Raw genomic sequence first — 23,214 nt, 5'->3', positions numbered from 1 at the left:
GGCCGGGAAACCGCCCTCACCTGCATCGAAATGGATTTCCCCCGGCCGGTGCCCGGCAAACCATGTGGCGGCGGCTAACTCGGAGATCCGGCCGGTGAGATATTTACGACACGGGTGTGACATGCCGTTAATAGGATCCGACCGTCCGGACTCTTTTGTCCGATGTGGGATTCAGCACATAACCAGCAAATATCGGGAAGTGGTGTTGGACACATCTTTCCGGCACGGCCCTCCGGGCGGCGCCGACCGGCACTACACGGGGCAGAGCGATGCGGAGGCCCGCACCAGCGCCGCCCGGTGCAGGGCGTCGCCGCGGCCGGTGGTGAACACACCGAAGACGCTGCGGGCCAATCGCTCCGGGCAGTCCGGCGCGACCAGTTCGGCCCGGCGCGCGGTCAACTCGTCGAGGATCTCGACGTTCACCCGGTCGATGATCGGGCGCACCGACGCGAGGCCTGCCGGTGCGGTGGGCGCGGCGGCGGGGTCGAAACGCCACCGCAGTATCAATCCGCGCTGCACCGTCTTACTGGCTTCGATCTGTCCGAAGAACACCTGCCGCACCCAATTCTCCGGCAGATCGCGACCGTTGCCGAACCGGGCCATCGCGTCGTACACCTCCGCTTCTCTGGCCGGATCATCGATGGTCGGCTCGATGCCGCGCTCACCGGCGGCCATCCACTTCGCCGCGGCCACCGCGTCGGCGGTGTCCAAGCGCTCGACCACCAAGGCGACCAGCCGGTCCAGTGACCGGTCGGCCGGGGCGGCCCCTGCGCTAGCCGGCCACATCAGCAACGCCGCGGCCAGCAACGTCAACCCGACTCTGCGCACGCCCTGACCTCCCGAGATGGCTCGCACGGAACGGAATCACCGCGCCAGCGTAGGCGCATCCACCCGCCACGCCCCGTCCCGCTTCGGACGATCTGTGAGCCTGGACACATCCGGCCGCCCCTGCTCGCTGCGAGCCCGGCGCGCCTGTCACGCTGTCACAACGAATCCGTGACAGTTTCGTCGCGCCCGCGAAAGCGCCTGGGACGTAGAGGATGTGCATTCCGATGACCGTCACCGGCTTGTTCACCTGGCTCGGCGGGGGTCGGACCAGCGCGATCACCGATCGCCACGAGCGCGCCGGGTATGCGGTCACCGGCTCTGTGGTGGCGTTGTTCGCGACGATCTCCGGTGCGGTCGGCGCCGCGGCCGCGGCGTCCACGTGGCCGTGGTGGGTCGCGCTCGCGGCGGGCATCCTGGTCGCCACACTGACCGGCACGCTCGCGCGGGCTCTGGCCACGGCGCGGCCGAGCGGAGGACCGGATCGGCTCGGGATGACCGCGCGCGTCGCGGTGGCCGTGCTGGCGGGCGGATTGATCGCCGAACTCGCCGCGGTCGTGCTGTTCAGCGGGTCCGTCGATCGGCTGCTGGACGAGAAGGCGCAACGGTCGGTGGACTCGGCGCCACGGGTCGTCGCGGCGCAGGGCGAACTGGACCGGGCGAAAGCCGACCGGGCTGCCCTCGAACAGGCGATCGGCAAGGCACAGACGGATATCGACCAGGCCCTCGTGATCGCCCGCTGCGAGTACAACCCGGCACCGGAGTGCCCCCGCACCAGGATCACCGGTGTGCCCGGCCGCGGCCCGGAGACGCAGACGGCCAACGACATGCTCGACGACGCCCGCAAGCAGCTCGCCGCCGCGCAGGGCCGGGTCGACGCCGCCGACCGCCGGATCGCCGCCGATCAGAACGACCTCTCGGCCGCACGAGCCGCCGCCTTCGACGACGCCGACCGAGGGCTCGGCGCGCGCTGGCAAGCGATGAACGACTACACAGTGCACGACGCGCCGCCGCTGCGCGTTCTCCTCATCGTGGCGTTCGTCACGCTGGCCCTGCTGCCTCTGGTGCTGCGGTGGTGGCGGGGGGAGACGTCGTTCGACCGGCACAACGCGGCGCGCACGGTGTACGACCGCGCCGAGCGCGAAGCCGATGCGGTTATCGCGGTCAAGCAGGCCGAAGTGCGCGCCGAGGCCGAGGCCCTGCGCGCCGAACAGCAGCTCACCGCCGCCCGCCTCGCGGTGGAGGCGGACACGGCCATCGACCGGGAGCGGCAGCGCACTCGCATCATCGCGGCCATCGGCGGCATCGAGATCGGTATCACCGAGCCGCCGCGCCGCCCCGAACTTCCCGCCGCAACGGCGGACGATCGAAAGGACAGCGCCATGCCCCCCGAGGTGACGCCGAACCTACCGGCCCCCGTGACCGTCGCCGCCACACCGGCGGCGGCGCCGCCCAGCGGCGGCGGTCTCGAGTTGCCGCTGATCGGCACGGTGCCGTTCACCGACACCGCGGCCCGTTTCATCCGGCCGCTGGTCCCGTCGTTCGTCGCCAACGCGCTCGACACGGCGACGCATCCGCTGCGTACCGCGCGGCAGGCATTCGAGGAAGTCGAGGAGATCACCTTCACGTTGCGGCGCACCCGCAAGGTCACCGTCGACGGCCAGAGTTCGCATCCGCAGCCCGTCGGCTACCCATTTCAGCCCGGGCCCGAGATCGCGCACGCCCAGCACGTCGCTGCAACCGTTGTCGACGCCGACTACACCGCGCCGCCGACCCCTCAGTACTCCTCGCTTCCGCCGACCGGCGCCGCGGGCTACGGTCTGCCCACCGGCGCCCGCCGAGAAGAGCTGCCGGGACAGCAGCGCCCTGAGCTCCCCGGTTCCGACCGCCGCGAACTGCCGCCGGGCCGCTGAGGCAGCGATCCAACGCCCCGGCTCACCAGCACCCACCGGAATGAACTGCTCGGCCGCCGCGCAGAACTTCCCGGCTCCGACCCCGCCGGGCCGCTGACCAGCTCGCAACAGTTGGCGGTCGAGCCGCTCGGTCTGTGGCGGCGAGAGCGGGGGCAGCCACGTGAAGCGTCGATTGCCTACCGGCGGACGAACTGCTCGTTCGATCGGCGCAGCCGCTCCCTGGCCCGCCGCTGTGCGGGGCGAAGTCGAACGCGCCGCGTCGGATGGGTTGCTCGACCGCCCTGAGCGCGGGCCACGCCAGGGCGGGCACGACCGGCGGCGGTGGGTCGCCGGGCGGCCTACGCTTCACCCATGCAACACAGGGAGGCGACGCTCGCCGCGGCGCCATGGGGGTCGCGACTGCTCGGGTCCGCTGAGGAGTCCTCGGGGCTGCGACGGGTCCGCATCCAGCTGTTGCTCACCGTCCCCACTCTGCTGGGAAACCTGACGGGCATGGTCGTGTCGATCGTCCTGGTCGGTTTCGTACTGCCGGGGCCGTCGGTGTTCAGTCGCGACCTCCTACTGCTCGACGTGCTCGCCGCACCGCTGTACGCCGCCTGCGCGCTGTTGATCGGACTCTGGTGGGGCACCACGCGCGGGCTGCGTGCGCTGCGGTGGGCCACCGACCCGGAGCGCGTGCCGACCGAGGAGGAGCAGGCTGCGACCACGGCGATACCGCGCAGGCTGGTACGCGATCAAGCGCTGCTGTGGTTCGGCGGACTCGTCCTGCTGACGACGCTGTACGGCCTGGCCGAGCCGCGGCTGATTCCGAAGGTCGCGTTCGGCATCGCGATCAGCGCCATCGTCGTCTGCGCGAACAGCTATCTGATCATCGAGTTCGCGTTGCGTCCCGTCACGGCCCGGGTGCTGGAAGCCGCGGCTTCCGGCCGACGCCGCGGCATCGGCGTCTTCGGACGCGCACTGGTGGTCTGGGTGGTCGGCTCGGGCGTTCCGGTGGCCGGGATGATGGTGCTCGCGGTCTCTGCGCTCGTGATGGACGACGTCACCAAAGCCCGGCTGGCGGTCTGTGTGCTGTCCCTGGGCGGAGCGACCTTGGTGTTCGGTCTGCTGCTGATGACGCAGACCCTGGCCGCGACGGTGGCCCCCATCCTCGGCGTGCGCCGGGCGATGCGTCAGGTCGAGGACGGCGATCTCGATGTCGCGCTGGCCGTCTACGACGGCACCGAACTGGGTGAGCTGCAGAGCGGTTTCAACCACATGGTGGAGGGGCTGCGCGAGCGAGAGCAGATCAGGGACCTGTTCGGCAGGCACGTCGGGAGGGAGGTCGCCGCGGCCGCGCTGGCGGGTGACCCGACCCTCGGCGGCGTGGAGACCGACGCGGCGGCCCTGTTCATCGACATCGTCGGCTCGACGACGATGGCCGCGACCATTCCGGCGCCGGAGATGGTCGCCCTTCTCAACCGGTTCTTCGGGATCGTGGTGGACGAAGTGGAACGTCACGGCGGGCTGATCAACAAGTTCGAAGGTGACGCCGCCCTCGCCGTGTTCGGCACGCCGACGCCGTTGTCCGACGCCGCGGGTGCGGCGCTGGCGGCCGCCCGCGCGATCCGGGCCCGGCTCGACACCACCGCAGGCGACTTCGCGGCCGCTGTCGGAGTGGCCGCGGGGCGAGTTGTCGCCGGCAATGTCGGCGCTCATCAACGCTACGAGTTCACCGTCATCGGCGACGCGGTGAACGAGGCCGCTCGCCTGTGTGAACTCGCCAAGCACCAGGGCCTGCTGCTCGCGTCCGGCGCCACGGTGGAAGCCGCCGCGGGACCGGAAGCCGGACGCTGGCAGCTCGGCGAATCCGTCACCCTGCGCGGCCGCCTCGCCCCGACCCGGCTCGCGCGGCCGCTTCCCGGTCCGCCCCTTCAGACCGAGTACGCACCCGGCTCGGGCACCCGGTCCGCGGACAGCTCCTGACCACTGGTTCAGCGCCTCGCTCTCGTTCGCCGTGCGATCCACTACGCACGAGCGTTGCGCAATCGGAACGCCACCACCGCGGCGATCAACAGGATCGACGTGGTGCCGATCGCCGCGAAGTGGATGCCCGAGACGAAGGACTCGTGCACCGAGACGAGGAACGCCTTCCCGGTGGCTTCCGGCAGTTCACGGGCGAAAGCGGTGGCAGCGCCCAGGGATTCGGAGGCGACGCTGACCTGATCGCCCGGCACGCCGGTCAGGTCGAGACCGTTTCGGAAGATCGCCATGACCACGCTGCCGAGTACCGCGACGCCCAAAGCGACGCCGGCCTCGTACGCGGTCTCCGACACCGCGGCGGCCGCGCCCGCGCGCTCGGCCGGCGCCGAGCCGACCACCAGATCCGAGGACACGGTCAGCGCGACACCGACACCTGCCCCGATGAACAGGAAGCCGAGCACGAAAGGGGTCGTGCTGGTGGCCGCGTCGGGGCCGAGCAGTCCGAACAGGGCGGCGCCCACCGCCGCCGTCATCAGCGCACCGCCGAGCACCGCGCCCGGCCGCAGGCGCCGCACCAACCATGCCGCGACGAGCGAGGCGATCATGCCGGCCAGCAGACCGGGCAGCAGCAGCAATCCCGCCTGCATGGGTGAGCGGCCGAGCACCAGTTGGAGGTACTGCGAGCCGACGAACAGCACACCCGCCAGCGCGAACACCGCCAGCAGATTGGTCAGCACCGCCGTACGGAACTTCGGCAGCCCGAACAACGCCAGGTCGAGCATCGGTTGCGCCAGCCGTCGCTGCCTGCGTACGAACCACACGCCGGCCAGCACACCGATCGCGCCGATCACGGCGGTGCCGAGACTCGGACCGTGCGCCGCGAACTCCTTCACCGCGTACACGACCGGAACCAGCGCCGACATCGACAGCACCGCACTGACCAGATCGAAGCGACCGGGCCGCGGATCACGTGACTCCGGGATCAGCACCGGACCCAGACCGATCAGCACCAGCATGACCGGCAGGTTCACCAGGAACACCGAACCCCACCAGTAGTGCTCGAGCAGCCAGCCGCCCAGCAGCGGTCCGGCCGCGGCGCCGCCGCCCGCCATCGCGCTCCACACCGCGATCGCGACGGTCCGCTGGCGCGGTTCGAGGAACATCGACCTGATCAGGGCCAGTGTCGCGGGCATCAGCGTGGCGCCGGCGACACCCTGCAACACGCGTGCCGCGACCAGCATCTCCGGCGTCACCGCCCACGCCGCGAGCGCGGAGGCGATACCGAATCCGGCCGCGCCGAGCAGCAGCAACCTGCGCCGCCCGATCCGGTCGCCCAGGTTGCCCATGACGACGAGCAACCCGGCCAGCACGAACGAGTAGACGTCGATGATCCACAGCAGTTGCGGCGTGGTCGGCGCGAGATCGGCGCTGATCGCGGGCACGGCCAGATCCAGCACGGTCGCGTCGACGGCGAGTAGGAGCAAGGCGAGCGCGAGCACGGACAATCCGGCCCACTCGCGGGTCCCCGCTCGGGGCGGACCGGCCGATCGTCCGGGGATGTGCGCGGTATCGGTGGTCATGGTCTTTCTCGACTTCCGTCGTCAATTCTTCTTACCGTCCAGACGGTATAGTAATCGACCGACCGTCCAGACGGTATAGTCGAATGCGTGACGGCTGACACCCGCGACCGCATCCTGGACGCGCTCGAGACCCTGCTGCTGGAAAAAGGCATGTCGCACGTGACGCTGGAGAACGTCGCGGCCACGGCGGGCGTCTCCAAAGGCGGCCTGCTCTACCACTTCAAGAGCAAGGACGCGCTGCTGGCGGGCTTGGTGCGCAGACTGGCCGAGCGGGCGGGCAAGCAACTCGACAGCGCCGTCGCCAAAGGCGGCTCGGTAGCCGAGTGGTACCTCCAGACGCCGAACCCGGACGACGCCGCGGAAGCGGTCGAACTCGAGCTCTACCGATCCATGCTCGCGACCATGCGCACCATCGATGCCACACCGGAGCCCGACGAGGTACAGCAGGCGCTGGTGGAACTGATGAACTCCTGGTCGGACGGTCTGGACGAGGAGGTCGCCGACCCGGTCCAGGCCGACATCATCCGGCTGGTCGGCGACGGCGTATACCTGCGCGCGCTGCTGGGCCTTCCGTCCATCGATCCGGCCCGTTACCGGCACGTGGTGGACCGCCTGCTGCGGCGGTGACGGTTAGACTCGGCCCGTGCTGCCAGCCGCCGAACCGGCCGGCGCCGTCGGGGCGGGAACAGATCCGGTACCGGGGTCTCCTGGAACGACGGTGCCGATCCGACCGCTGAGTTTCCGTGAACTGCTCGATGTGCCGTTCGCGCTGATCCAGGCCAACATCCGGGCCCTGGCCGGATCGGGCGTGACGGGCTTGTTCATCGCCGAGGCCGTGGTCGTCGCGGTGACCGCGGGCGTCTCCGGGCTGACCGAGGGCTCCGACGCCGGCACCGCCTGGGCGGCGATCCTGTCCACCGCGGCCTGTGCGTGGTTGCTGCGGTTCGCGTTGCGCGGCACGACCGTGGCGCTCGGACTCGCGACCGTCGGCGGCGCACCGATCGGCCTGCGGACCGCCCTGCGCCGCTTCGGTGCGACCCTCGGCCCGCTGCTGGTGTTCCAGCTGTTGTTCACGCTGGTGGGCCTCGGCGTCCTCGCGGTGGGCGGCGTGCTGATCGTGACGCTGCCGCTCGCGGCGATCTGGCTGGGCTGGTTGCGCGCCCGCCGCTGGGTCGCGGCGCCGGTGCTGTTCGCCGAGCACACCTCGCACCGCCACGGCGTAGCGCGCGCGAAACTGCTCGCCGAGGGCGCGGAGTGGTCGATAACCGGGTTGTGGATCGCCCAGCGCGCACTGTTCGGGCTGCTCGCGATCCCGTTGCTGGCCATCCCGCTGTTCGTCTCGGACTTCTCCGGCACCCACCGGTGGCCGGTCATCGTGCTGGCCACGTCGGCGGTGCTGCTGCTGACGGCATTCGGCGAAGTGGTCGAGGCTTCCGCACGGGTGGTCTGCTACGTCGACCGTCGTTGCCGCAGGGAGGGAATGGACATTCGCATCCCCCGGCAGGAGACGCGATGAGCGATCCGCGGATCCCACCGGCGCCGGACCCGGTAGAGATCGCTCTGACCGAAGGTCCTCACACGGCAGGCGATCCGGCTCCCGGCACACCGTGGCTCGGCGCCGCCGCCGACCATCGCGCCGCGGCGGAAACGGCCGCCCGGCACCGGGATTTCGACCGTGCCCTGCGAGAACGCTTCCGTGCCGTGCTGCGCGGCCTGGAACAGGGCGGCGTGCTCGAGGTCCGGCGCTCGCGCACCGCGCGGGAGACCGCCGACGACGTGACGACCGTGCTGCCGCTCGAGGTCGCCACCGAGATCCAGCCAGCCGCGCACACTTTCGACGAGGTCGTGTACGGCGGACGGCGCGCCACCGAGGACGAATACCGCAGGCTGGAATACGCCGACCGGTTCTCCGCCTCCGCGCCGCCGCCCGCACCGGAACCGACCGAGGTCGAAGCGGTGGAGAAGGCGCCGCGCACCAGGCGCAAACTGCCACCGCTGCCGAATCTGCTGCGCGACCCACGGTTCTGGGGCGTACTCGCGGCGACGGCCGCGTTGCTGGTGCTGGCCTACGGCGCACTGCAATCGTGCGGCGCGCCGACCGCACCGCAACCGCAACCGCCGCCGGATCTGCCCGACGCCCCTCCGCCGGACGACTCCTACGACGGCCCCGGTTTCGGAGCGGGCGACGACCCGCTCTGGGATCGGCTGCCCGCACCGGTCTTCTACGGCGGCTTGCAGTTCCTGATCGCCGCCGCGCTGGTGGTGTGGTGGCGTGCCCGCAGGCGGGGCGCTCTGGTGCGCGAGCCACGTCCGGTCGAGGTGGCGGCGAACGAACTGCTCGCCGGACAGGCCGCCCTCTACCGGCGCTCGAAAGACCACGACCACGTCGCCGGGAAGCTGCGGGCGGCCACGCTGCGCCGCGTCCGCTCCCCGCTCGGCATCACGGCGGACACGGCGCCGGACCGGATCGTCGCCGTGGTCGCCGCTCGCATCGGAGCCGACCCCGCCCGGATCGGCGCCGCGCTGTTCGGCCCCGTACCCGATCCGGGGACCTTACAAGTGGTCGCCGCTCAGCTCGAATGGATCGAATCGGAGGTCGGATGAGACCCTCTCGCCCAATTCTTGTCCGGCCCCCCGCGCGCCGGAGCGCCCGCGAACCACAGGAGATCGAATGACCAGCACCGAGACCACCCCGACGGCCGAGCAGGCGAGCGCCGCGTTCCACGCCCTGCGCGCCGAGATCGGCAAAGCGGTGGTCGGCAACGACAGCGCGGTCATGTACCTGGTGCTCGCGCTGTTGTGCCGTGGCCACGTGCTGCTCGAAGGCGTGCCGGGGGTCGCCAAGACACTGCTGGTGCGGGCGCTGGCCACCGCACTGGACTTGGACCACGCGCGAGTGCAGTTCACCCCGGATCTGATGCCCGGCGACGTCACCGGGTCGCAGATCTACGATCCGCATTCCGCCGAGTTCACCTTCCGGCAGGGTCCGGTGTTCACCAACCTGCTGCTCGCCGACGAGATCAACCGCACGCCGCCGAAAACCCAGTCGTCGTTGCTGGAATCGATGGAGGAACGACAGGTCTCGGTGGACGGCAAGCCGCAGCCGCTGCCTGATCCGTTCGTCGTGGTCGCCACCCAGAACCCGATCGAACAGGAGGGCACCTATCCGCTGCCGGAGGCACAGCTGGACCGGTTCCTGTTCAAGGTGGACATCCACCTGCCCGGCCGCGAGGACGAGTTCCGCATCCTGCAACGCCACGCCGCGGGCTTCGATCCACGCGACCTGACCGCCGCCGGCCTGCGTCCCGTGGCGGGACCGGCGCACATCAGCGCCGCGCGCGCCGCGATCGCGAAGACGACGATCAGCCCCGAGGTGCTCGCCTACACCGTCGACGTGTGCCGGGCCACCCGCACCTCCCCCGCCGTGCAGCACGGCGCCTCCACCCGAGGGGCGACCGCGCTGATGGCGGCCTCACGCGCGTTCGCCTGGCTCAACGGTCGCGGGTTCGTCACGCCGGACGACGTGAAAGCCGTCGCGGTGGCCGTGTTGCGGCACCGCCTGCACCTGCGCCCGGAGGCGGAGTTGGACGGCGTGACCACCGAGGGCGTGCTGTCGTCGCTGCTGCTGTCGGTTCCGGTCCCGGTGTAGCGGATGGTCGTCACCGGTCGGCTGGCCGCCGCGGCAGGCATGGCGGCCCTGTTCGTCACTCTGGTCATGCCGTCCCTGCTCGGCGTCGTGGTGGTGACGTGTGTGTTGACGGCCGGGCTGCTCTTCGATCTCCTGGCCGTGGGCCGGGCGCGAGATCTGACGCTTTCCCGCGAGGCATTGACCACGGTGCGGCTCGGGCGCTCCGCCGAGGTGGAACTCGTCGCGGTCAACGCCGGAACACGCGTGCTGCGCGGCACGGTGTGGGACGACTGGCCCGACAGTGCCCGTCCCGAGAACCGCACGCACCGGCTGGAACTCGCCCCCGGCACCAAAGTCCGTTTCCGCACCACGCTCACGCCCACCTACCGTGGCGATCGGGTCGCGGGACCGGTCACGGTGCGCCTGCTCGGCCCCCTCGGGTTGGCAGGCAGGCAGACACGGCGCAGTGTGCCCGCCTGGGTACGCGCGCTGCCCGCGTTCCGCGCCGAACGGCTGCTGCGGTCGAAAGTCGAACGGCTGCAACATCTCGAAGGCCGCAATGTGGCCAACTTGCGTGGCCAGGGCACCGAATTCGACTCGTTCCGCGAGTACGTCGCCGGTGACGACGTGCGCGCCATCGACTGGCGCGCCACCGCACGCGCCACCGACGTACTGGTCCGCACCTGGCGGCCCGAGCGCAACCGGCACATGCTGATGCTGCTGGACACCGGCCGGGTCAGCGCGGGTCGGGTCGGCGACGGTACGCGCCTGGACGCGAGCATCGAGGCCGCCCTGCTGCTCGGCGGTCTGGCCGCCGCCGCGGGCGACTCGGTCGACCTGCTCGCCTTCGACCGGCAGCCGCGCGCCGAGGTCCGCGGTGTCGGCGGAAAGCGCTTGCAGCACAAGCTCATGCACGCGATGGCCGGGGTCACCCCGGCGCTGGTCGACACCGACAGCGCCGCGCTGGTGCGCGCGGCCATTCAGCGCACCCGCCGGCGCAGCCTGGTCGTCTGGTTCACCAGCCTCGACGGCGCCGCGGTCGAGGAGAACCTGTTGCCCGTGCTGCCGGTGCTCGCGCAGCGGCACCGAGTGCTCATCGTCTCGGTGACCGACCCCGATATCGCCGCGGCCGCCACCCGGCGCGACGACCTTTCCGACCTCTACGCCGCGGCCGCGGCCGAATCCGTCCTCGCCGAACGCGCGCTGGTCCAGGAATCCCTGCGCCGCATCGGGATCGCGGTCGTGGCCGCGTCCCCGGAACGGTTGCCGGAGGCCTTGGCGGACGAATACCTGGAACTGAAGCAGTCCGGCGCCCTCTAGGAGGATCATGTCCCCATGGCACCGGATCTCGCCGCCTTCGTCCGCGGACTGCCCAAAGCGGAGTTGCACCTGCATCTGGAAGGGACGCTGGAGCCGGAGCTGAAGTTCCGCCTGGCTCGGCGCAACGGCATCGAACTGCCGGAGAAGAACGTGGACGAGGTCGCGCAGACCTATCGGTTCCACGACCTGACGTCGTTTCTCCAGGTCTACTACCCGGCAATGCGCGTACTACTGCTCCCGCAGGACTTCCACGACCTGGCCTACGACTATCTGCGCAGGGCGCACGCCCAAGGCGTACGTCATGTCGAGCTGTTCTTCGATCCGCAGGCGCACACCGGGCGCGGGGTTCCGTTCCCGACAGTGATCAGCGGATATCGGTCGGCGATCGCCCGGGCGCGGCGGGAGCTGGGGATTTCCGCCGAGCTGATCCTGTGCTTCCTGCGCGACCATTCCGCGGAGTTCGCCATGGCGACGCTGCTGGAAGCGCTGCCGTACAAGAGCTGGATCCTCGGGGTCGGGCTGGACTCCGACGAGCGCGGCAACCCGCCGAGCAAGTTCGCCGGCGTCTTCGAGCGCGCCCGCGCGGAAGGCTTCCTGCTGACGATGCACTGCGACATCGACCAGCCGAACTCGATCGAACACATCCGCCAGGCGCTGGAGGACATCGCCGTCGACCGCCTCGACCACGGCACGAACATCGTGGAGGACGATCGCCTGGTCGACCTGGCCCGGTCCAACGGCATCGCGCTCACCTGCTGTCCGGTGTCGAACTCTTTCGTCACCGCGCAGATGAAGGCGCAGGAGATCGTCGGCCTGCTCGACCGTGGGCTGACGGTGACGATCAACAGCGACGACCCCGCGTACTTCGGCGCGTACGTGGCCGACAACTACCTCGCACTCGCCGAGCACGCCGGTCTCGGGTCCGATCGGCTGGCCGAGTTGGCCAGGAACTCCTTCCGCGCCTCCTGGATCACGCCCGCTCGTCAGGACACCTTTCTCCGCGAGATCGACGACTACGTCGCCGCGAACGGCTGACCTGCGGGCGCCGGCAGCCGCGGCGGGAACAGCGGCGCCGGGAGCGCCCGGCGCTGTCGTTCGGCGATGACCGCACCGAGGATCTGCACCGGCGGGCACTCGGCCGGGGGCGCGACGCGCAACCGGCCGCACACCTCGGCCACGAGCGCCGTGCCGAGATGATGCCGCGCCGCGGGAGTCAAAGTACGCAAACGGGTCAGGTACTGCCGCACCGCCAATGCGAGATCCTCCGGCAGCCCGGCCAGGTCGAGCTGGGCGCTCCACGCGGCCAGCCACGGCGGCGCGATCGCGAGCGCGGGCGGGGGCAGTGGTCGTTGCGCGTGCACCACCACGGTGCCGGCGAGCACGTCACCGATGCGCCGCGCCAGGGGCGAGCACATCGAGGTCACCACCGCGATGGCGCCGAACCCGCCGAGCATCCAGAAGTCGACGATCGCGCCCGCCAGCCCGCGGGTGAGCGCGTGCCGGAAGTCGATCGGCCCGCCGTCCTGGCGCACTACGCGCAGCCCGAGCAGCAATTTGCCCAGGGTCCGCCCGCGCCAGGCGGTTTCACAGGTCACCGGGTACCCGACCAGCACGGTCACGATGGTGACCAGCGTCACTACTTCCAGCCACGCCGAGTCCACACCCGCGGGCAGCAGCAACGTGACGATCGCCAGCAGCAGCACGAACCCGAGCGTGCACTGGGCCAGCACGTCGATCAGGAACGCGGTGGCCCTGGTGGGGATGCGAGCGATCGGCAGCTCCAGGGCCACTGCTTCGCCGGTGGTGAATTCAGCCATGTCGATAGCATTCTTGCGACCGGTGGGAGTGGGAGGCAACCGAATGGACGTGGACGCATACAGCCTGGCGCACCGCAGGGCGTGGGACCGGCTCGACTACTTGTCCAAGCGGAGCAAGCTGACCGGCGCGGAGGCGGACGAACTCGTCATGCTCTACCGCCGCGCGTCCCAGCAGCTGGCGCGACTGCAGTCGCACAGCCCGGACCCGGAGTTGATCGCCGGGCTCAGTGCACTGCTGGCGCGTGCGCGGGGCCGGGTGCTGGGGACGCGAACCGACACCTGGTGGGAGGTCGGCCGGTTCTTCAGCCATCGCTTCCCGGCGGCGCTGTACCGGTCTTGGCCGTGGTGGGTCGGCGTCGCCGCGGCGTTCCTACTCGTCTCGGCCGGCTTGGCCATCTGGGTGGACCGGTTCGATTCGGCGCGCGACGTGCTCGGCATTCCGAGCGACACCGCTGGCCTCACCGCGCCCGGCGGCGCGTTCGAGACGTACTACTCGGAGCATCCGCAGGGCGCCTTCGCCGCGCAGGTGTGGACGAACAACGCGTGGGTCGCGGCGATCGCCTTGTTCACCGGAGTCTTGATCCTTCCCGCGGTCTACCTGTTGTTCATGAACGCGCTCAATCTGGGTGTCACCGCGGGGCTGATGTCCGACGCGGGGCGGCTGGATTCGTTCTTCGGCTTCATCCTTCCGCACGGCACGCTGGAGCTGACCGCGGTGTTCGTCGCGGGCGGCGTCGGCCTGAAACTCGGTTGGACGCTGATCGATCCGGGCCGGCTGAGCCGGGTGGAGGCGGTGGCCAGGCAGGGACGGGCGACCGCGACCGTGGCGCTCGGGCTGGCCGGGGTGTTGCTGGTCTGCGGCTGGATCGAAGGTTTCGTGACGCCGAGCCCGCTGCCCGCGCCGATCCGCATCGCCATCGGGTTCACCGCCGAGGCGTTGTTCCTGGTGTACGTGTTCGGGCTGGGCCGCCGAGCCGTCATCGAGCCCGCGAACCCGAAGGCCCCGGTATCGAGCGGGCAACCATCACCTGTGACACAGCCAACAATCAGCACACCCTGAGTGGCGCCGCTGGGACAATCGGTAGCTACGTGGCTTCCAGATCGGTTGAGAACTCCCCCGATTGAGTTCCGCTGGCCGCAGCGAGTCGTGCTCAAGCTGCGGCCAGCGTTACCGTCAACTCTACACAATCGTTATCCCTACGCAACCCTCCCCGCCGAGGTCAAGCGTATAAAGCAGCACTCCAGCAAACCCTTGCGAAGCCACCCTTTCGCCCCGTGCCAGCTAACCGCATGCGACCCGCGAAATAGCGGTTTCACTAGGTGTGCGCCGTCCCGGCGAAGCCGCCGAAAGATCGTCGGGAATCGCGCTCGGCAACGGTTCGGAACTCTTCCCAGCAGTTAGCCGAGCATCGAGATAGACCCCTCTATGGTTTGCTGGCACCCACTCCCACCTGCACGTTCATATGCACAAATTGACAGTTGCTGACAACCGAGGAATGGAAAGAGACCACAAGTTTGTTTACGCGGTAATAAACCGGGTAAGGACATAGTGGCTCCCGAGGAAGACCGGCCAGTTCCCCGACAGGCTCCGGATTAACCGGCTGCGAAAAAGTGCCCGCGCATCCCCGCTTCGCGCACCCCGTCGGCACCTCGGCCGCAACCACAACGAGGTATGTGATCTTCGCCTCACCCCCACCCTCAGCAGCCGGGACCTCGCGAAATCACCTCGGCCACAACCGGCTTCGAGAGACGCACGTCACAGTGCCACAACCGCCGAAGACCGCTCGCGCAATGCGCGGGTCCGGAACCGGAAAGACAGCCACGGACCACTCGACGCTTGGTGACCCGAGTCACCTTCTCCCGTCATCGGGCTCAGCCGATGCGGAGGATTCCCGTGACCGTGCCTTGCAGCAGGCGGCCGTCGTGGGTGATCAGCGGCGCGGTCTGAAGTGGATCGTCGACGACGGTGCCGGGGAGGGGGTGCGACGCGGTGACCGCACCGGTTTCCGGGTCCAGGACGGTGAAGGCGTATCCGTCGATCGGTGTGGTGTGGTCGGGGCCGATGCGCGCGACCGTGTAGAGCGCGCCGTCGGCGGTGGACAAACGCGGTACGGCCGCACTGCGAACCGTATTCTCCCACACCACGCGACATCCGTTGGCGGCCACATCGATCCGCGTCATCCCGCCGGTGAACGGCGCGCTCGGCGGCACCGCCGGACCGGCTCCCTCGGGCAGTGCCGGGTACGGATAACCGTAGGTGCTCGCCACGAAGACCGAGCGGCCGATCCCGACCGGCGAGTTCTCGCTCCCCGCACCACCCGCGCCGAGCACCGGAACCGAGCACACCAATCGGCCGCTACCCGAATGGAATACAAGGACGTGCACCTGTTCGTCGGCGTTGTCCACGACGGTCAGATAGTCGGCGCCGGTCTCCGGCCCGAAGTAGGTGGGTGTCGAGCCGGTCCCCCAACTCAGCTGCCCCGGCTTACGCGCCGATCCCCGGTCGTACGCCGCACGCCACACGATCTCCGGACCGCCGGACGCGCCGACGCGCATTTCGTACAACGCGTGCGTCGTGGCGACCGCGACCTGCCCGCCGGGCGCAGCGGAGATGCTGTTGGCCACGTGTTCTCCCGCGGGCAGCGCCATCGCCGTGACCCGCCCGGTCGTGGTGACGAACCCGACGACTGCCTGGCCGGTCGCGAACCACACATTGCCCGACCAGTCCGGCACGAGGCCGGTCACGCTGTCCCCGGACGGGATCACCGAGCCGAGATCGGCGTAGTGTTCGGCGATCAGCCGCCATGTCCCTGCCGCGTCACGCTCGTGCCGCACCCGCAGCAACCGGTCGGAGCCGTCCACGACCACCAGGCGGTCGGCCTGATCCAGGTAGGCGTACACCCCGCCGAGGAGGCTGCCTCTGGTCAACGGCAGCGCGGCCAGCGAGTACGCCAACGGCCCCGGCGCCGCGGGGTCGAGCAGATGCACAGTGGGGATCTGTCCCGCGATAGCGGTGCACAGGGCGACCACGAGACGGTCCGATCCTTCCAACAGCGTGGGGCAGGCGGAGGCCAGCGGATACGCACCGACCACTGCGGCGCGGGCGGCCGGACCGGCGAGCGGCGTCACGTCCGAGGACCCCGCGTCGCCGTGCATGGTGGCGGTGCCGGACGGTCCGAGGAAAGGATTCGGCGCAGCGAGCGGCCCCCAAGGCTCGGCCGCCGATGCGGACGGACCGGGCAGCAAGGCCAGTAGGCAGGCGGCGAGAAGCATCACCGGTCGGCGCATTCGGATCATCCTTCGCTCGCGGTAATCGGTGTTTCGAGGGCGCGAGGCGGCACAGCCCGCTCGCTACGATGGGCGCCATGAACTCTGTCCGGGCCCGTCTGCTGTCCGCCCTGGCCGGCCAGCTCGGGAATCCCCACGGCGTGCTCGGCAAAGGTATCGCCTTCGCGCTCAATCGCGGCAACAAGTCCGCGATCGCCGGGGCGGTCGAGGCGGCGGCCATCGTGCCGGGCAGCACCGTCGCGGACGTGGGATTCGGTGGAGGAGCAGGACTTTCCCTGCTGCTCGAGCGGGTGGGGGCCGACGGCGTGGTGCACGGCGTCGAGATCTCCGCCGACATGCTGGCGCGAGCCCGCTCGGGCCACGCGCGCGATATCGAAGCCGGTCGCCTGCGGCTGATCGAGGGTTCGCTCACCGCGCTGCCGTTGCCCGACGACGGTCTCGACGCCGCGATCACCGTCAACACCGTCTATTTCGTCCCGGATCTCACGGCGGCCTGCGCCGAACTCGCGCGGGTGGTGCGGCCGGGCGGCCGTCTGGTGATCGGTATCGGCGACCCGGACGCGATGGCGAAGCTCCCGTTCACGTCCTACGGCTTCACACTGCGTCCGGTGCCGGAGGTCATCGCGGCGCTGGAACAGGCGGGCTGCTACGTCGAGCACCGGCGGCCGGCGCATACGCCGATCCCACATCACCTTCTGGTGGCGACGCCCCGCTGACTACATCAGCGCGCCGCCGTCGACCCTGATCTCGGTGCCGGTCATGTACCGCCCGTCGTCGGAGGCGACCATGGCGACCACCCCGGCGATGTCCTCCGGGCTGCCCAGCGCTCCCCCGTTCAGCCATCCGGTCATCCGGGAGAACAGTTGCGGGTCGAACCCTTCGGGCTGATCCAGGATGGACTTCGTCGTGATACCGCTGGTGATGCCCGCCGGAACGATGTTCACCGCGCGCAAGCCCTGCTTGGCGTACTCCAGGGCGATGGCGTGGGTGAAGGCCGTCACGCCGCCCTTGGACGCCGCGTAGGAGGCGAGGTAGGGGGCCGCGCTGAAGGCCGCCGTCGAGGAGATGTTGACCACCACGCCACGGCCGGTGTCCAGCAGGGCGGGCAGCGCGGCCTGGGTCATCAGGAACGTACCGGTGAGATTCACCCTGATCACCTGGTCCCACACCTCGAGCGGCATCTCGTGGGTGCGCGCGGGGCGCAGGATGCCCGCCGCGTTGACCAGCACGTCCAGTCCTCCGAGGAAGTCGAGCGCCGCCGCGGTCGCGGTGCGCACCGAAGCCGGATCGGACGTGTCGACCTCGACCGTTCGCAGTCGTTCGGCGCCGTCGCCCGCCTTTTCCGCGGTGGCCGCCAGGCCCGCCGCGTCGATGTCGGCGGCGACCAGTTGCGCCCCTTCGTCCAGCAGCCGCAGGGCGATGCCCTGACCGATGCCGGATCCAGCTCCCGTCACCACCACGCGGCGGCCGTCAAATCTGCGCATGCCAAAAATTAGAACACGTTCTCATCCAGCGTCAAGGGACATCCGCCGTTCCCCGGGCGATCCGCAGCACCATGGCGGCCGCCGCCGCACCGTAGGCATGGCTGGCCGGCTCCGGACGGCTGGCCGGATAGTTCGAGCGATGCGTGACGACGACGCCGTTGGGCAGGGTGGCGGTCCGGTCCGCGACGGTCGCGACGCAATTGCCGCCCGCCTTGGCCACGAGGTCCACGACCACGGCCCCCGGGCCGAGCAGGTCCAAAGCCTTTTGGTCGAGCAGACGGGGGGCCGGGGAGCCACGGTGCACGGCGGTGCAGACGACGAGGTCGGGCGTCGTCGTGGCGAGCGATTCCAGCAGTGCCGCGTTGTCGTCCCGGTTCGGCACGAAACGCCCGGCGCCCGCCTCGAACGCGGCGTCCCGCTGCGCGAGGCGATTACCGACCGCCGTCGGTTTCTCGTCATCGAACGTGCGCGCGGCCGCGATCGCGGCGAGCCCGGCCGCCCCGCACCCCAGCACGAGAGCCCGGACCGGGCCGGTGCGCCGCGACGGGGAGAGCAATCGCCTGCCTTCGGCGTAACCCACCCCGCCCGCGATCCGGCTCATGGTGGTCAGCGCGTCGATCTCGGTGGTCGTCTCGTCGCGCGGCACCCGGTCGAAGGCGACCGACTCGATACCGCGGGCGCGCAACCGATCGATCTCGTGGCGGCGGTAGTGCGGATCCTGGAAGCCCACCAGCGTCGTCCCCGCGCGCAGCGGCAACGAGTCCAATTCGTACGCCGGGGGTTTCACCCACACCACGATGCCCGCGCGCTCGAATACCGTGGCGCGATCCGCGACGACCGCCCCGGACGCGCGGTAGGCCGCGTCGGCGAACCCCGCACCCTGCCCCGCGCCCGCCTCCACGACGACTCGGAGTCCCGCCGTCGAAAGTGTGCGCACGCCCTCCGGTGTGAGCGCCACGCGGGTCTCCCGGGGAGCCGTCTCACGCAGCACCCCGACGATCACCGCGTGGCCCCGGATTCCGCCACGAGGGCGGTCAGGCCGCGATCGGCCAGCGCTTCGCGATAGGTGAGTCCGCCTGCGATATCGCGGATCAGTTGCTCGAGCCGGTCGAAGAGTTCCTCGATCAGAGCGGGCGATTCGTGGCGGGGCGCTTTGCGCGGAGCGAGGACGTTCAACCGGACGCCGGGACGCAGCGAGCCGGTCCGGTCCAGCGCGACGCTGTCGACACCGGCCACGGCGAGCACCATGTCCTCCACCTGCGCGCTCGTGTGCACGCCCGCCCGGTCGAGCAGAATGCGATCGAACACCAGCGAGACGAACATCCCTTCCGGGTTGCCCAGCGGTCGCAGCACATCGGCCCCGAACCGGTTGTTGATCGCGGCGATGTGACCGCGAGCCCGGTCGATCTGCGCCCGCATCAGCATGTGATTTCGGTCGAAGTAATCCTCGGGAGTGTGCTCGAGGATCGCACGCGCCAGATGGGTGGTCTCGCGCTGGAACGAGATGGTGAGCCGTTTGCGGATACGCTCCAGCCACGCGATATCGCCGGTGCACGCCGCACCCATCTTGCAGGGACCGAAGGCGTTGTAGCCCTTCGAGTTTCCCGTGATGGTCAGCATGACGTCATACAGTCGCCGGATGCCCTGCTCGGTCTCCACGTGCAACGCGGCGATCGGGATGTGCGAGGCCACCAGCCGGTCGAAAGCCATGTCGCAGATGACCGGAGCGCCGCAGTCGAGCAGCACCCGTCCGATCTGCGCCAGCTCGGCCGCGGTGTAGTCCGCGACCACCGGATTGCCCGGCAGCGTGAGCAGCACGCCGCACAGTTCGCCTGTGGCACGCAGCTCGTCGAGGCAGCGGGCCAGCCGGGCGGGATCGATCTTGAACGCGTCGTCCGGGGCTACCGGGCACGACACGATCCGCAAGCCGGATTTCTCCACGTGAATGCTGGAGCTCTTGTAGAACCCCTCCGGGCACACGATGACCCCGCCGGGCCTGGCCAGGGTGGCCACGGCCTCCTCCAGGAGCATCGTGCTCGAGTACGGGCAGACGATCACCTCTTCGGCGCGCACTCGGACGCCGGGCACACCTTCCACCGGGTGCGACAGCCGGTCGAACAGCCTGCGGGCCGCCAGCTCGCGCAGGATCAGCGGCTGTCGTTTGTCGTACAGCCTGCCGTCGAGATACTCCGCCGACGGCGCGATGTGCAGGCTCTCCCGCCACGCTCGATCCAGCGCCGCGACGGCGTGCGCGTCCGGCGCCCGGCCCGTTTCGCCGTGGTAGGCGTCGATGACGCCGGAATAGCGGCGGCCGCCGGTGCCCGCGAACCACGCGTCCCGCGAAATCCGCCCGCGCACTTCCCGTTTCCTGGCCTCGGAACGATTGGTCAGCGTCGCCAGGTCGGCGAGCGGATCGGTGAGCACCTGGCTCTGAGTCACGGAACCTCGCCTTCTGAATAGTCTCCCGGTGCGGGCACGGTGTTCCATTTGTCTTGCAGCGCGGCGCGAAACTGGGTGCGGCAGTCGCCGTCGGAGAGCCGGTCGAACTCCGCCAAGGGCGGCTGCGCGACGATCTGGTCGACCACGACGGCCGATCCGGCGCGTCGGAGGTCATAGAGTTTCTCGAACCGCCGGACCGCGAACGCGACGTCGTGCTTCAGCGCGGAGAAGCGCGTCGCCACCCGAGCTTGGCGCGAGTAGTCGTACTCGCCCACCGCGACGTAGCGGTCGTCGACCACCAGCATGCTCTGCGCGTTGCGCGCGTACTCGCGCTTGACCAGCACGCTTTCCACGCCCGAGCGCGCCTGTTTCCACAACTTGTCGTCATAGGGCCACACATCGGAGATGTCGTCGAGCACGTACATCCGTCGCACATCGATTTTCGGCGGATGAGCCTTGTCGGCCAGGCGCAGGATCGCCGCGTGATAGTCGTCGCCGACGTCCCCGCCGATCGTGCCCAGGTCCGCGGTATGGATCGCACGAACCGACGTGGTGGCCTGCTCGAGGATCGTCAGCCAGTCGATGACGGTGTTCCACTCCCACACCGTGGCACTGCGTGAGGGAATCTGCGCGAGAATCTCTTCGGCGCGTTCCAACTGCCGATCGGCGATAGATCGCAGCGGCTCGATCTCCTCTCGCGCCCCGGACGCGTCGATCAGGCTCTGCGCTATACCCAGCGCCCGCTCCACCAATTCGGGATCTTTGCCCAGCAGCACGTTGAATCGCATTCGCAGGTCGTAGTAGGCGCTACTGGTCGGATCGGTCGCGGGATCGGCGCTGCCGTCGGTGGGCAATTCCGCGCCGAGGGCGAGGCTCAGACGTTCCCGCAGTGCGAGCGGCGGAATCCGGCTGCCGTTCTCGATCTGCTGAATGAGACTGCGAGAGCAGCCCGCCCTGGTGGCGAGCGTCGCCTGGGTGTAGCCGCGTTCCAGTCGTAGCCTGCGAACCAAGTTGCCGACCTGCTCACGGGAGCCGGAGCCAGCCATACCGAGCCTCCATCCTGCACCTTGCGTACGCATGCTCACGCAGTGTCACGTTGCGACATTCTAATCATCAAGTGTCAAGCGGCGTCGGATGAAACGCTTTCGCCGAATTTCGTTGCCAACAAGAGATTCGACCGCACGAGCAGCGACCCGAAGCCGAGTGAAGCCAGACTGCCACACAAGCTCGAATTTCCGCTTCACAAGGTCCGCCCAGTGATGAGAAACCACAGATCGTGACATCTGTTGAGCCATATGACCATTCTCGAACTCTGACGCTTAAGAAGTATCTTCAGAAAGCGTTGAAGCTTCATTGACAGCACGAGGTGTCCTTACCTAGCCTTGTGTCAAAGCCACCGCAATTCGATTTCGGCGCAACGTGTTCCACCTACATTCGCCGACCTCGGTGGCCCGATAGCTCTAGGAGGTGCCGGACACGGATACCTCGATATGGCGCGGGCCGGGCCGCACCTGCGGCCAGGCGTGATCGACCGACTTCCGCCGCTCGCGCCGATCTGCCCGAGACCCTCGGGCCCGAGCAATTCAGGCACGGACGATTCCGCCGCGTTCGGGCCGTGGCCGAGCACGGCCACCGTCCCCGTGACGAGCGGCGGGTCCGCGTCATCCCGGAACAGAGTGAATGAGAGCGGATCATGGCACTCGACATCACCGATTCGATCATCACCAGCGACATCACCCCGGAAAGCGCGCGGCTGCTTTCCTTTTCCTCCGGCGAAGTCTGGGAACTGAGCTGGCTGCCCACCGTAGGATGGACTCGCGCACAGGCAGTCAGCGGCATGGTCCTGGACGAAATGCTCAGCGATCCCCGCACGCTCACCAGCGACCTCGCCCTCGAAGTGGCCGCCATTCACGCCGCCGAGCTGGGCCTCACCCTGCGCGAGGTGCTGATCCGGCTGTACGCCCGCATCGCCGAACGCGACAACGCGGCAGCCCGCTGCGCCGAAACGCCTCTTTCCGCCGCCTGAGCGGCCTGGTGGAGAACCGCCGGAAATGCGAGCGGCCAGGCCGCCGCTTCCGCTCCGATTCGTCCTGCTTGCCGCACGACTTCGGCGGGCGCGTAGCCCGATTCTCCGCTGGGCCGATGCCTCATCGATGCACCGGCGTCCGGCACTTGCGTGCGGCCACCGAGCGGCGAACGATTGACTGTGCGCCGGCCGCCGTCGCGGGCCGTGCGGTGTCCCGCTCCTCGGTGGACCACGATGTGACGGGCCGGCGACACCGCGGAGTGGTCACTCCGCCCCAGGAGGAACCGATGTTCATCCAAGTCATTCAAGGAAAAACCGCCGACCCCGCCCGCCTGCGCCGATGCATGGATCGGTGGAACGAGGAACTGCAGCCGGGAGCCGTCGGCTATCTCGGCACGACGAGCGGACTGTGCGACGACGGCACCTTCATCGCGCTGGCCCGATTCGAATCCGCGGAGGCCGCCCGCCGCAACAGCGAGCGTCCCGAACAGGGCGCTTGGTGGGAGGAGACCAAGCAATGCTTCGACGGCCCGGTCACCTTCATGGATTGCGCCGATGTCACGCAGTGGATGGGCGGCGGCTCGGACCGCGCCGGATTCGTGCAGGTCATCGAGGGTCACACGCGTGACGCGCGCCGGATGCGCGAGATCTTGGCGCAGTCGGGCGATCGGGTGCACGAAGTACGCCCGGAGATTCTCGGCGGCACGCTGGCCACCTTCGGCGACGACGGATTCGTCGAGACGGTGTACTTCACCTCCGAAGCCGAAGCCCGCGAACACGAGAAGATGGAGATACCGGACGATCTGCGGTCGCTGTTCGAGGAGGAGAACGCGCTGATGGGCGACGCCACCTACTTCGACCTGCATGAACCGCAGCTGAGTTCACCCCAGAAGTAGTGGCTTGCCGACCCCGGTCGAGTCATTCCCACATGA

The 23,214-nt window shown here is 69.4% G+C and carries 20 protein-coding genes; 12 read left to right on the top strand and 8 right to left on the bottom strand.

Translation table 11 applies throughout. From position 1 onward, the window contains the following. Positions 1-252: 252 nt before the first annotated feature. Positions 253-828: a chorismate mutase gene (locus M8859_RS13210; RefSeq protein WP_159922321.1), complete on the bottom strand. Its 576-nt coding sequence runs from the start codon at positions 826-828 to the stop codon at positions 253-255. Between the two features lie 224 nt (positions 829-1,052). Here M8859_RS13210 and M8859_RS13205 point away from each other — a divergent pair, with 224 nt between their 5' ends. Next, the gene (locus M8859_RS13205) at positions 1,053-2,738 is read left to right on the top strand and encodes a DUF4407 domain-containing protein (protein ID WP_249644289.1); all 1,686 of its coding nucleotides are present in this window, start codon (positions 1,053-1,055) and stop codon (positions 2,736-2,738) included. A 351-nt stretch (positions 2,739-3,089) separates the two neighbouring features. Next, positions 3,090-4,703, top strand: coding sequence for an adenylate/guanylate cyclase domain-containing protein (locus M8859_RS13200; RefSeq protein ID WP_195069850.1), 1,614 nt, complete (start codon positions 3,090-3,092; stop codon positions 4,701-4,703). A gap of 41 nt (positions 4,704-4,744) precedes the next feature. Here M8859_RS13200 and M8859_RS13195 read toward each other — a convergent pair whose 3' ends face one another. After that, positions 4,745-6,280, bottom strand: a complete 1,536-nt coding sequence (locus M8859_RS13195) for an MFS transporter (RefSeq protein WP_195069851.1) — start codon at positions 6,278-6,280, stop codon at positions 4,745-4,747. An 87-nt stretch (positions 6,281-6,367) separates the two neighbouring features. Between M8859_RS13195 and M8859_RS13190 the strand changes: the two genes are divergently transcribed. The 6 genes from M8859_RS13190 (at position 6,368) to add (ending at position 12,263) form a co-directional block, all read left to right on the top strand. Further along, complete coding sequence (locus M8859_RS13190; protein WP_159922313.1) at positions 6,368-6,907, top strand: TetR/AcrR family transcriptional regulator; 540 nt, start codon at positions 6,368-6,370, stop codon at positions 6,905-6,907. Between the two features lie 91 nt (positions 6,908-6,998). Beyond that, positions 6,999-7,796, top strand: coding sequence for a hypothetical protein (locus M8859_RS13185; protein ID WP_249644288.1), 798 nt, complete (start codon positions 6,999-7,001; stop codon positions 7,794-7,796). After that, positions 7,793-8,884 (top strand): DUF4129 domain-containing protein, encoded by a 1,092-nt coding sequence (locus M8859_RS13180; protein WP_195069852.1) that lies wholly within the window; start codon positions 7,793-7,795, stop codon positions 8,882-8,884. The genes M8859_RS13185 and M8859_RS13180 overlap by 4 nt, the downstream gene beginning before the upstream one ends. Positions 8,885-8,951: 67 nt before the next feature. Beyond that, entirely contained in the window at positions 8,952-9,929 is a 978-nt protein-coding gene (locus M8859_RS13175) for an AAA family ATPase (RefSeq protein WP_159922309.1), read from the top strand. Between the two features lie 3 nt (positions 9,930-9,932). Continuing rightward, positions 9,933-11,228, top strand: a complete 1,296-nt coding sequence (locus M8859_RS13170) for a DUF58 domain-containing protein (RefSeq protein WP_249644287.1) — start codon at positions 9,933-9,935, stop codon at positions 11,226-11,228. Between the two features lie 15 nt (positions 11,229-11,243). After that, positions 11,244-12,263 (top strand): adenosine deaminase, encoded by a 1,020-nt coding sequence (add, locus tag M8859_RS13165; protein WP_195069853.1) that lies wholly within the window; start codon positions 11,244-11,246, stop codon positions 12,261-12,263. Here the strand turns inward: add and M8859_RS13160 are convergent. Continuing rightward, the gene (locus M8859_RS13160) at positions 12,242-13,045 is read right to left on the bottom strand and encodes an RDD family protein (RefSeq protein WP_195069854.1); all 804 of its coding nucleotides are present in this window, start codon (positions 13,043-13,045) and stop codon (positions 12,242-12,244) included. The two genes, add and M8859_RS13160, sit on opposite strands and share 22 nt — an antisense overlap. A gap of 43 nt (positions 13,046-13,088) precedes the next feature. Here M8859_RS13160 and M8859_RS13155 point away from each other — a divergent pair, with 43 nt between their 5' ends. Continuing rightward, positions 13,089-14,105 carry a stage II sporulation protein M gene (locus M8859_RS13155; RefSeq protein WP_195069855.1) on the top strand — a complete coding sequence of 339 codons (1,017 nt, stop codon included), beginning with the start codon at positions 13,089-13,091 and terminating at the stop codon, positions 14,103-14,105. Positions 14,106-14,917: 812 nt separating this feature from the next. Here the strand turns inward: M8859_RS13155 and M8859_RS13150 are convergent. Further along, the gene (locus M8859_RS13150) at positions 14,918-16,333 is read right to left on the bottom strand and encodes a hypothetical protein (RefSeq protein ID WP_249644286.1); all 1,416 of its coding nucleotides are present in this window, start codon (positions 16,331-16,333) and stop codon (positions 14,918-14,920) included. A 77-nt stretch (positions 16,334-16,410) separates the two neighbouring features. Here M8859_RS13150 and M8859_RS13145 point away from each other — a divergent pair, with 77 nt between their 5' ends. Next, complete coding sequence (locus tag M8859_RS13145; RefSeq protein ID WP_159922297.1) at positions 16,411-17,049, top strand: class I SAM-dependent methyltransferase; 639 nt, start codon at positions 16,411-16,413, stop codon at positions 17,047-17,049. Here M8859_RS13145 and M8859_RS13140 read toward each other — a convergent pair whose 3' ends face one another. The 4 genes from M8859_RS13140 to M8859_RS13125 are packed head-to-tail and all read right to left on the bottom strand — an operon-like array spanning position 17,050 to position 21,302. Then, complete coding sequence (locus M8859_RS13140) at positions 17,050-17,817, bottom strand: SDR family NAD(P)-dependent oxidoreductase (protein WP_159922295.1); 768 nt, start codon at positions 17,815-17,817, stop codon at positions 17,050-17,052. 31 nt (positions 17,818-17,848) lie between these two features. After that, complete coding sequence (locus M8859_RS13135; RefSeq protein WP_308221200.1) at positions 17,849-18,808, bottom strand: Rossmann-fold NAD(P)-binding domain-containing protein; 960 nt, start codon at positions 18,806-18,808, stop codon at positions 17,849-17,851. Positions 18,809-18,816: 8 nt separating this feature from the next. Next, positions 18,817-20,256: a pyridoxal phosphate-dependent aminotransferase gene (locus M8859_RS13130; RefSeq protein ID WP_195139595.1), complete on the bottom strand. Its 1,440-nt coding sequence runs from the start codon at positions 20,254-20,256 to the stop codon at positions 18,817-18,819. After that, a complete protein-coding gene (locus M8859_RS13125; protein ID WP_159922289.1) occupies positions 20,253-21,302 on the bottom strand; it encodes a helix-turn-helix domain-containing protein in 1,050 nt (349 codons plus the stop codon). The genes M8859_RS13130 and M8859_RS13125 overlap by 4 nt, the downstream gene beginning before the upstream one ends. A 647-nt stretch (positions 21,303-21,949) precedes the next feature. Between M8859_RS13125 and M8859_RS13120 the strand changes: the two genes are divergently transcribed. Both M8859_RS13120 and M8859_RS13115 read left to right on the top strand, forming a co-directional pair. After that, a complete protein-coding gene (locus tag M8859_RS13120; RefSeq protein ID WP_159922287.1) occupies positions 21,950-22,282 on the top strand; it encodes a hypothetical protein in 333 nt (110 codons plus the stop codon). A gap of 287 nt (positions 22,283-22,569) precedes the next feature. Beyond that, on the top strand, positions 22,570-23,178 hold the full coding sequence (locus tag M8859_RS13115; RefSeq protein WP_159922285.1) for a hypothetical protein: 609 nt from the start codon (positions 22,570-22,572) through the stop codon (positions 23,176-23,178). The last annotated feature ends 36 nt before the right edge of the window (positions 23,179-23,214 follow it).

Source organism: Nocardia sputi (assembly GCF_023501985.1).
The sequence above is the reverse complement of the archived record's forward strand: the minus strand, read 5'-3'. Positions and strand labels throughout refer to the sequence as shown.

Excerpts from the sequence above, each read along its gene's own strand:
- M8859_RS13205 (WP_249644289.1), top strand. The coding sequence starts at position 1,053 with ATGACCGTCACCGGCTTGTTCACCTGGCTCGGCGGGGGTCGGACCAGC.
- M8859_RS13200 (WP_195069850.1), top strand. The coding sequence starts at position 3,090 with ATGCAACACAGGGAGGCGACGCTCGCCGCGGCGCCATGGGGGTCGCGA.
- M8859_RS13195 (WP_195069851.1), bottom strand. The coding sequence starts at position 6,280 with ATGACCACCGATACCGCGCACATCCCCGGACGATCGGCCGGTCCGCCC.
- M8859_RS13180 (WP_195069852.1), top strand. The coding sequence starts at position 7,793 with ATGAGCGATCCGCGGATCCCACCGGCGCCGGACCCGGTAGAGATCGCT.
- M8859_RS13175 (WP_159922309.1), top strand. The coding sequence starts at position 8,952 with ATGACCAGCACCGAGACCACCCCGACGGCCGAGCAGGCGAGCGCCGCG.
- M8859_RS13170 (WP_249644287.1), top strand. The coding sequence starts at position 9,933 with ATGGTCGTCACCGGTCGGCTGGCCGCCGCGGCAGGCATGGCGGCCCTG.
- add (WP_195069853.1), top strand. The coding sequence starts at position 11,244 with ATGGCACCGGATCTCGCCGCCTTCGTCCGCGGACTGCCCAAAGCGGAG.
- M8859_RS13160 (WP_195069854.1), bottom strand. The coding sequence starts at position 13,045 with ATGGCTGAATTCACCACCGGCGAAGCAGTGGCCCTGGAGCTGCCGATC.
- M8859_RS13155 (WP_195069855.1), top strand. The coding sequence starts at position 13,089 with ATGGACGTGGACGCATACAGCCTGGCGCACCGCAGGGCGTGGGACCGG.
- M8859_RS13150 (WP_249644286.1), bottom strand. The coding sequence starts at position 16,333 with ATGCGCCGACCGGTGATGCTTCTCGCCGCCTGCCTACTGGCCTTGCTG.
- M8859_RS13145 (WP_159922297.1), top strand. The coding sequence starts at position 16,411 with ATGAACTCTGTCCGGGCCCGTCTGCTGTCCGCCCTGGCCGGCCAGCTC.
- M8859_RS13140 (WP_159922295.1), bottom strand. The coding sequence starts at position 17,817 with ATGCGCAGATTTGACGGCCGCCGCGTGGTGGTGACGGGAGCTGGATCC.
- M8859_RS13125 (WP_159922289.1), bottom strand. The coding sequence starts at position 21,302 with ATGGCTGGCTCCGGCTCCCGTGAGCAGGTCGGCAACTTGGTTCGCAGG.
- M8859_RS13120 (WP_159922287.1), top strand. The coding sequence starts at position 21,950 with ATGGCACTCGACATCACCGATTCGATCATCACCAGCGACATCACCCCG.
- M8859_RS13115 (WP_159922285.1), top strand. The coding sequence starts at position 22,570 with ATGTTCATCCAAGTCATTCAAGGAAAAACCGCCGACCCCGCCCGCCTG.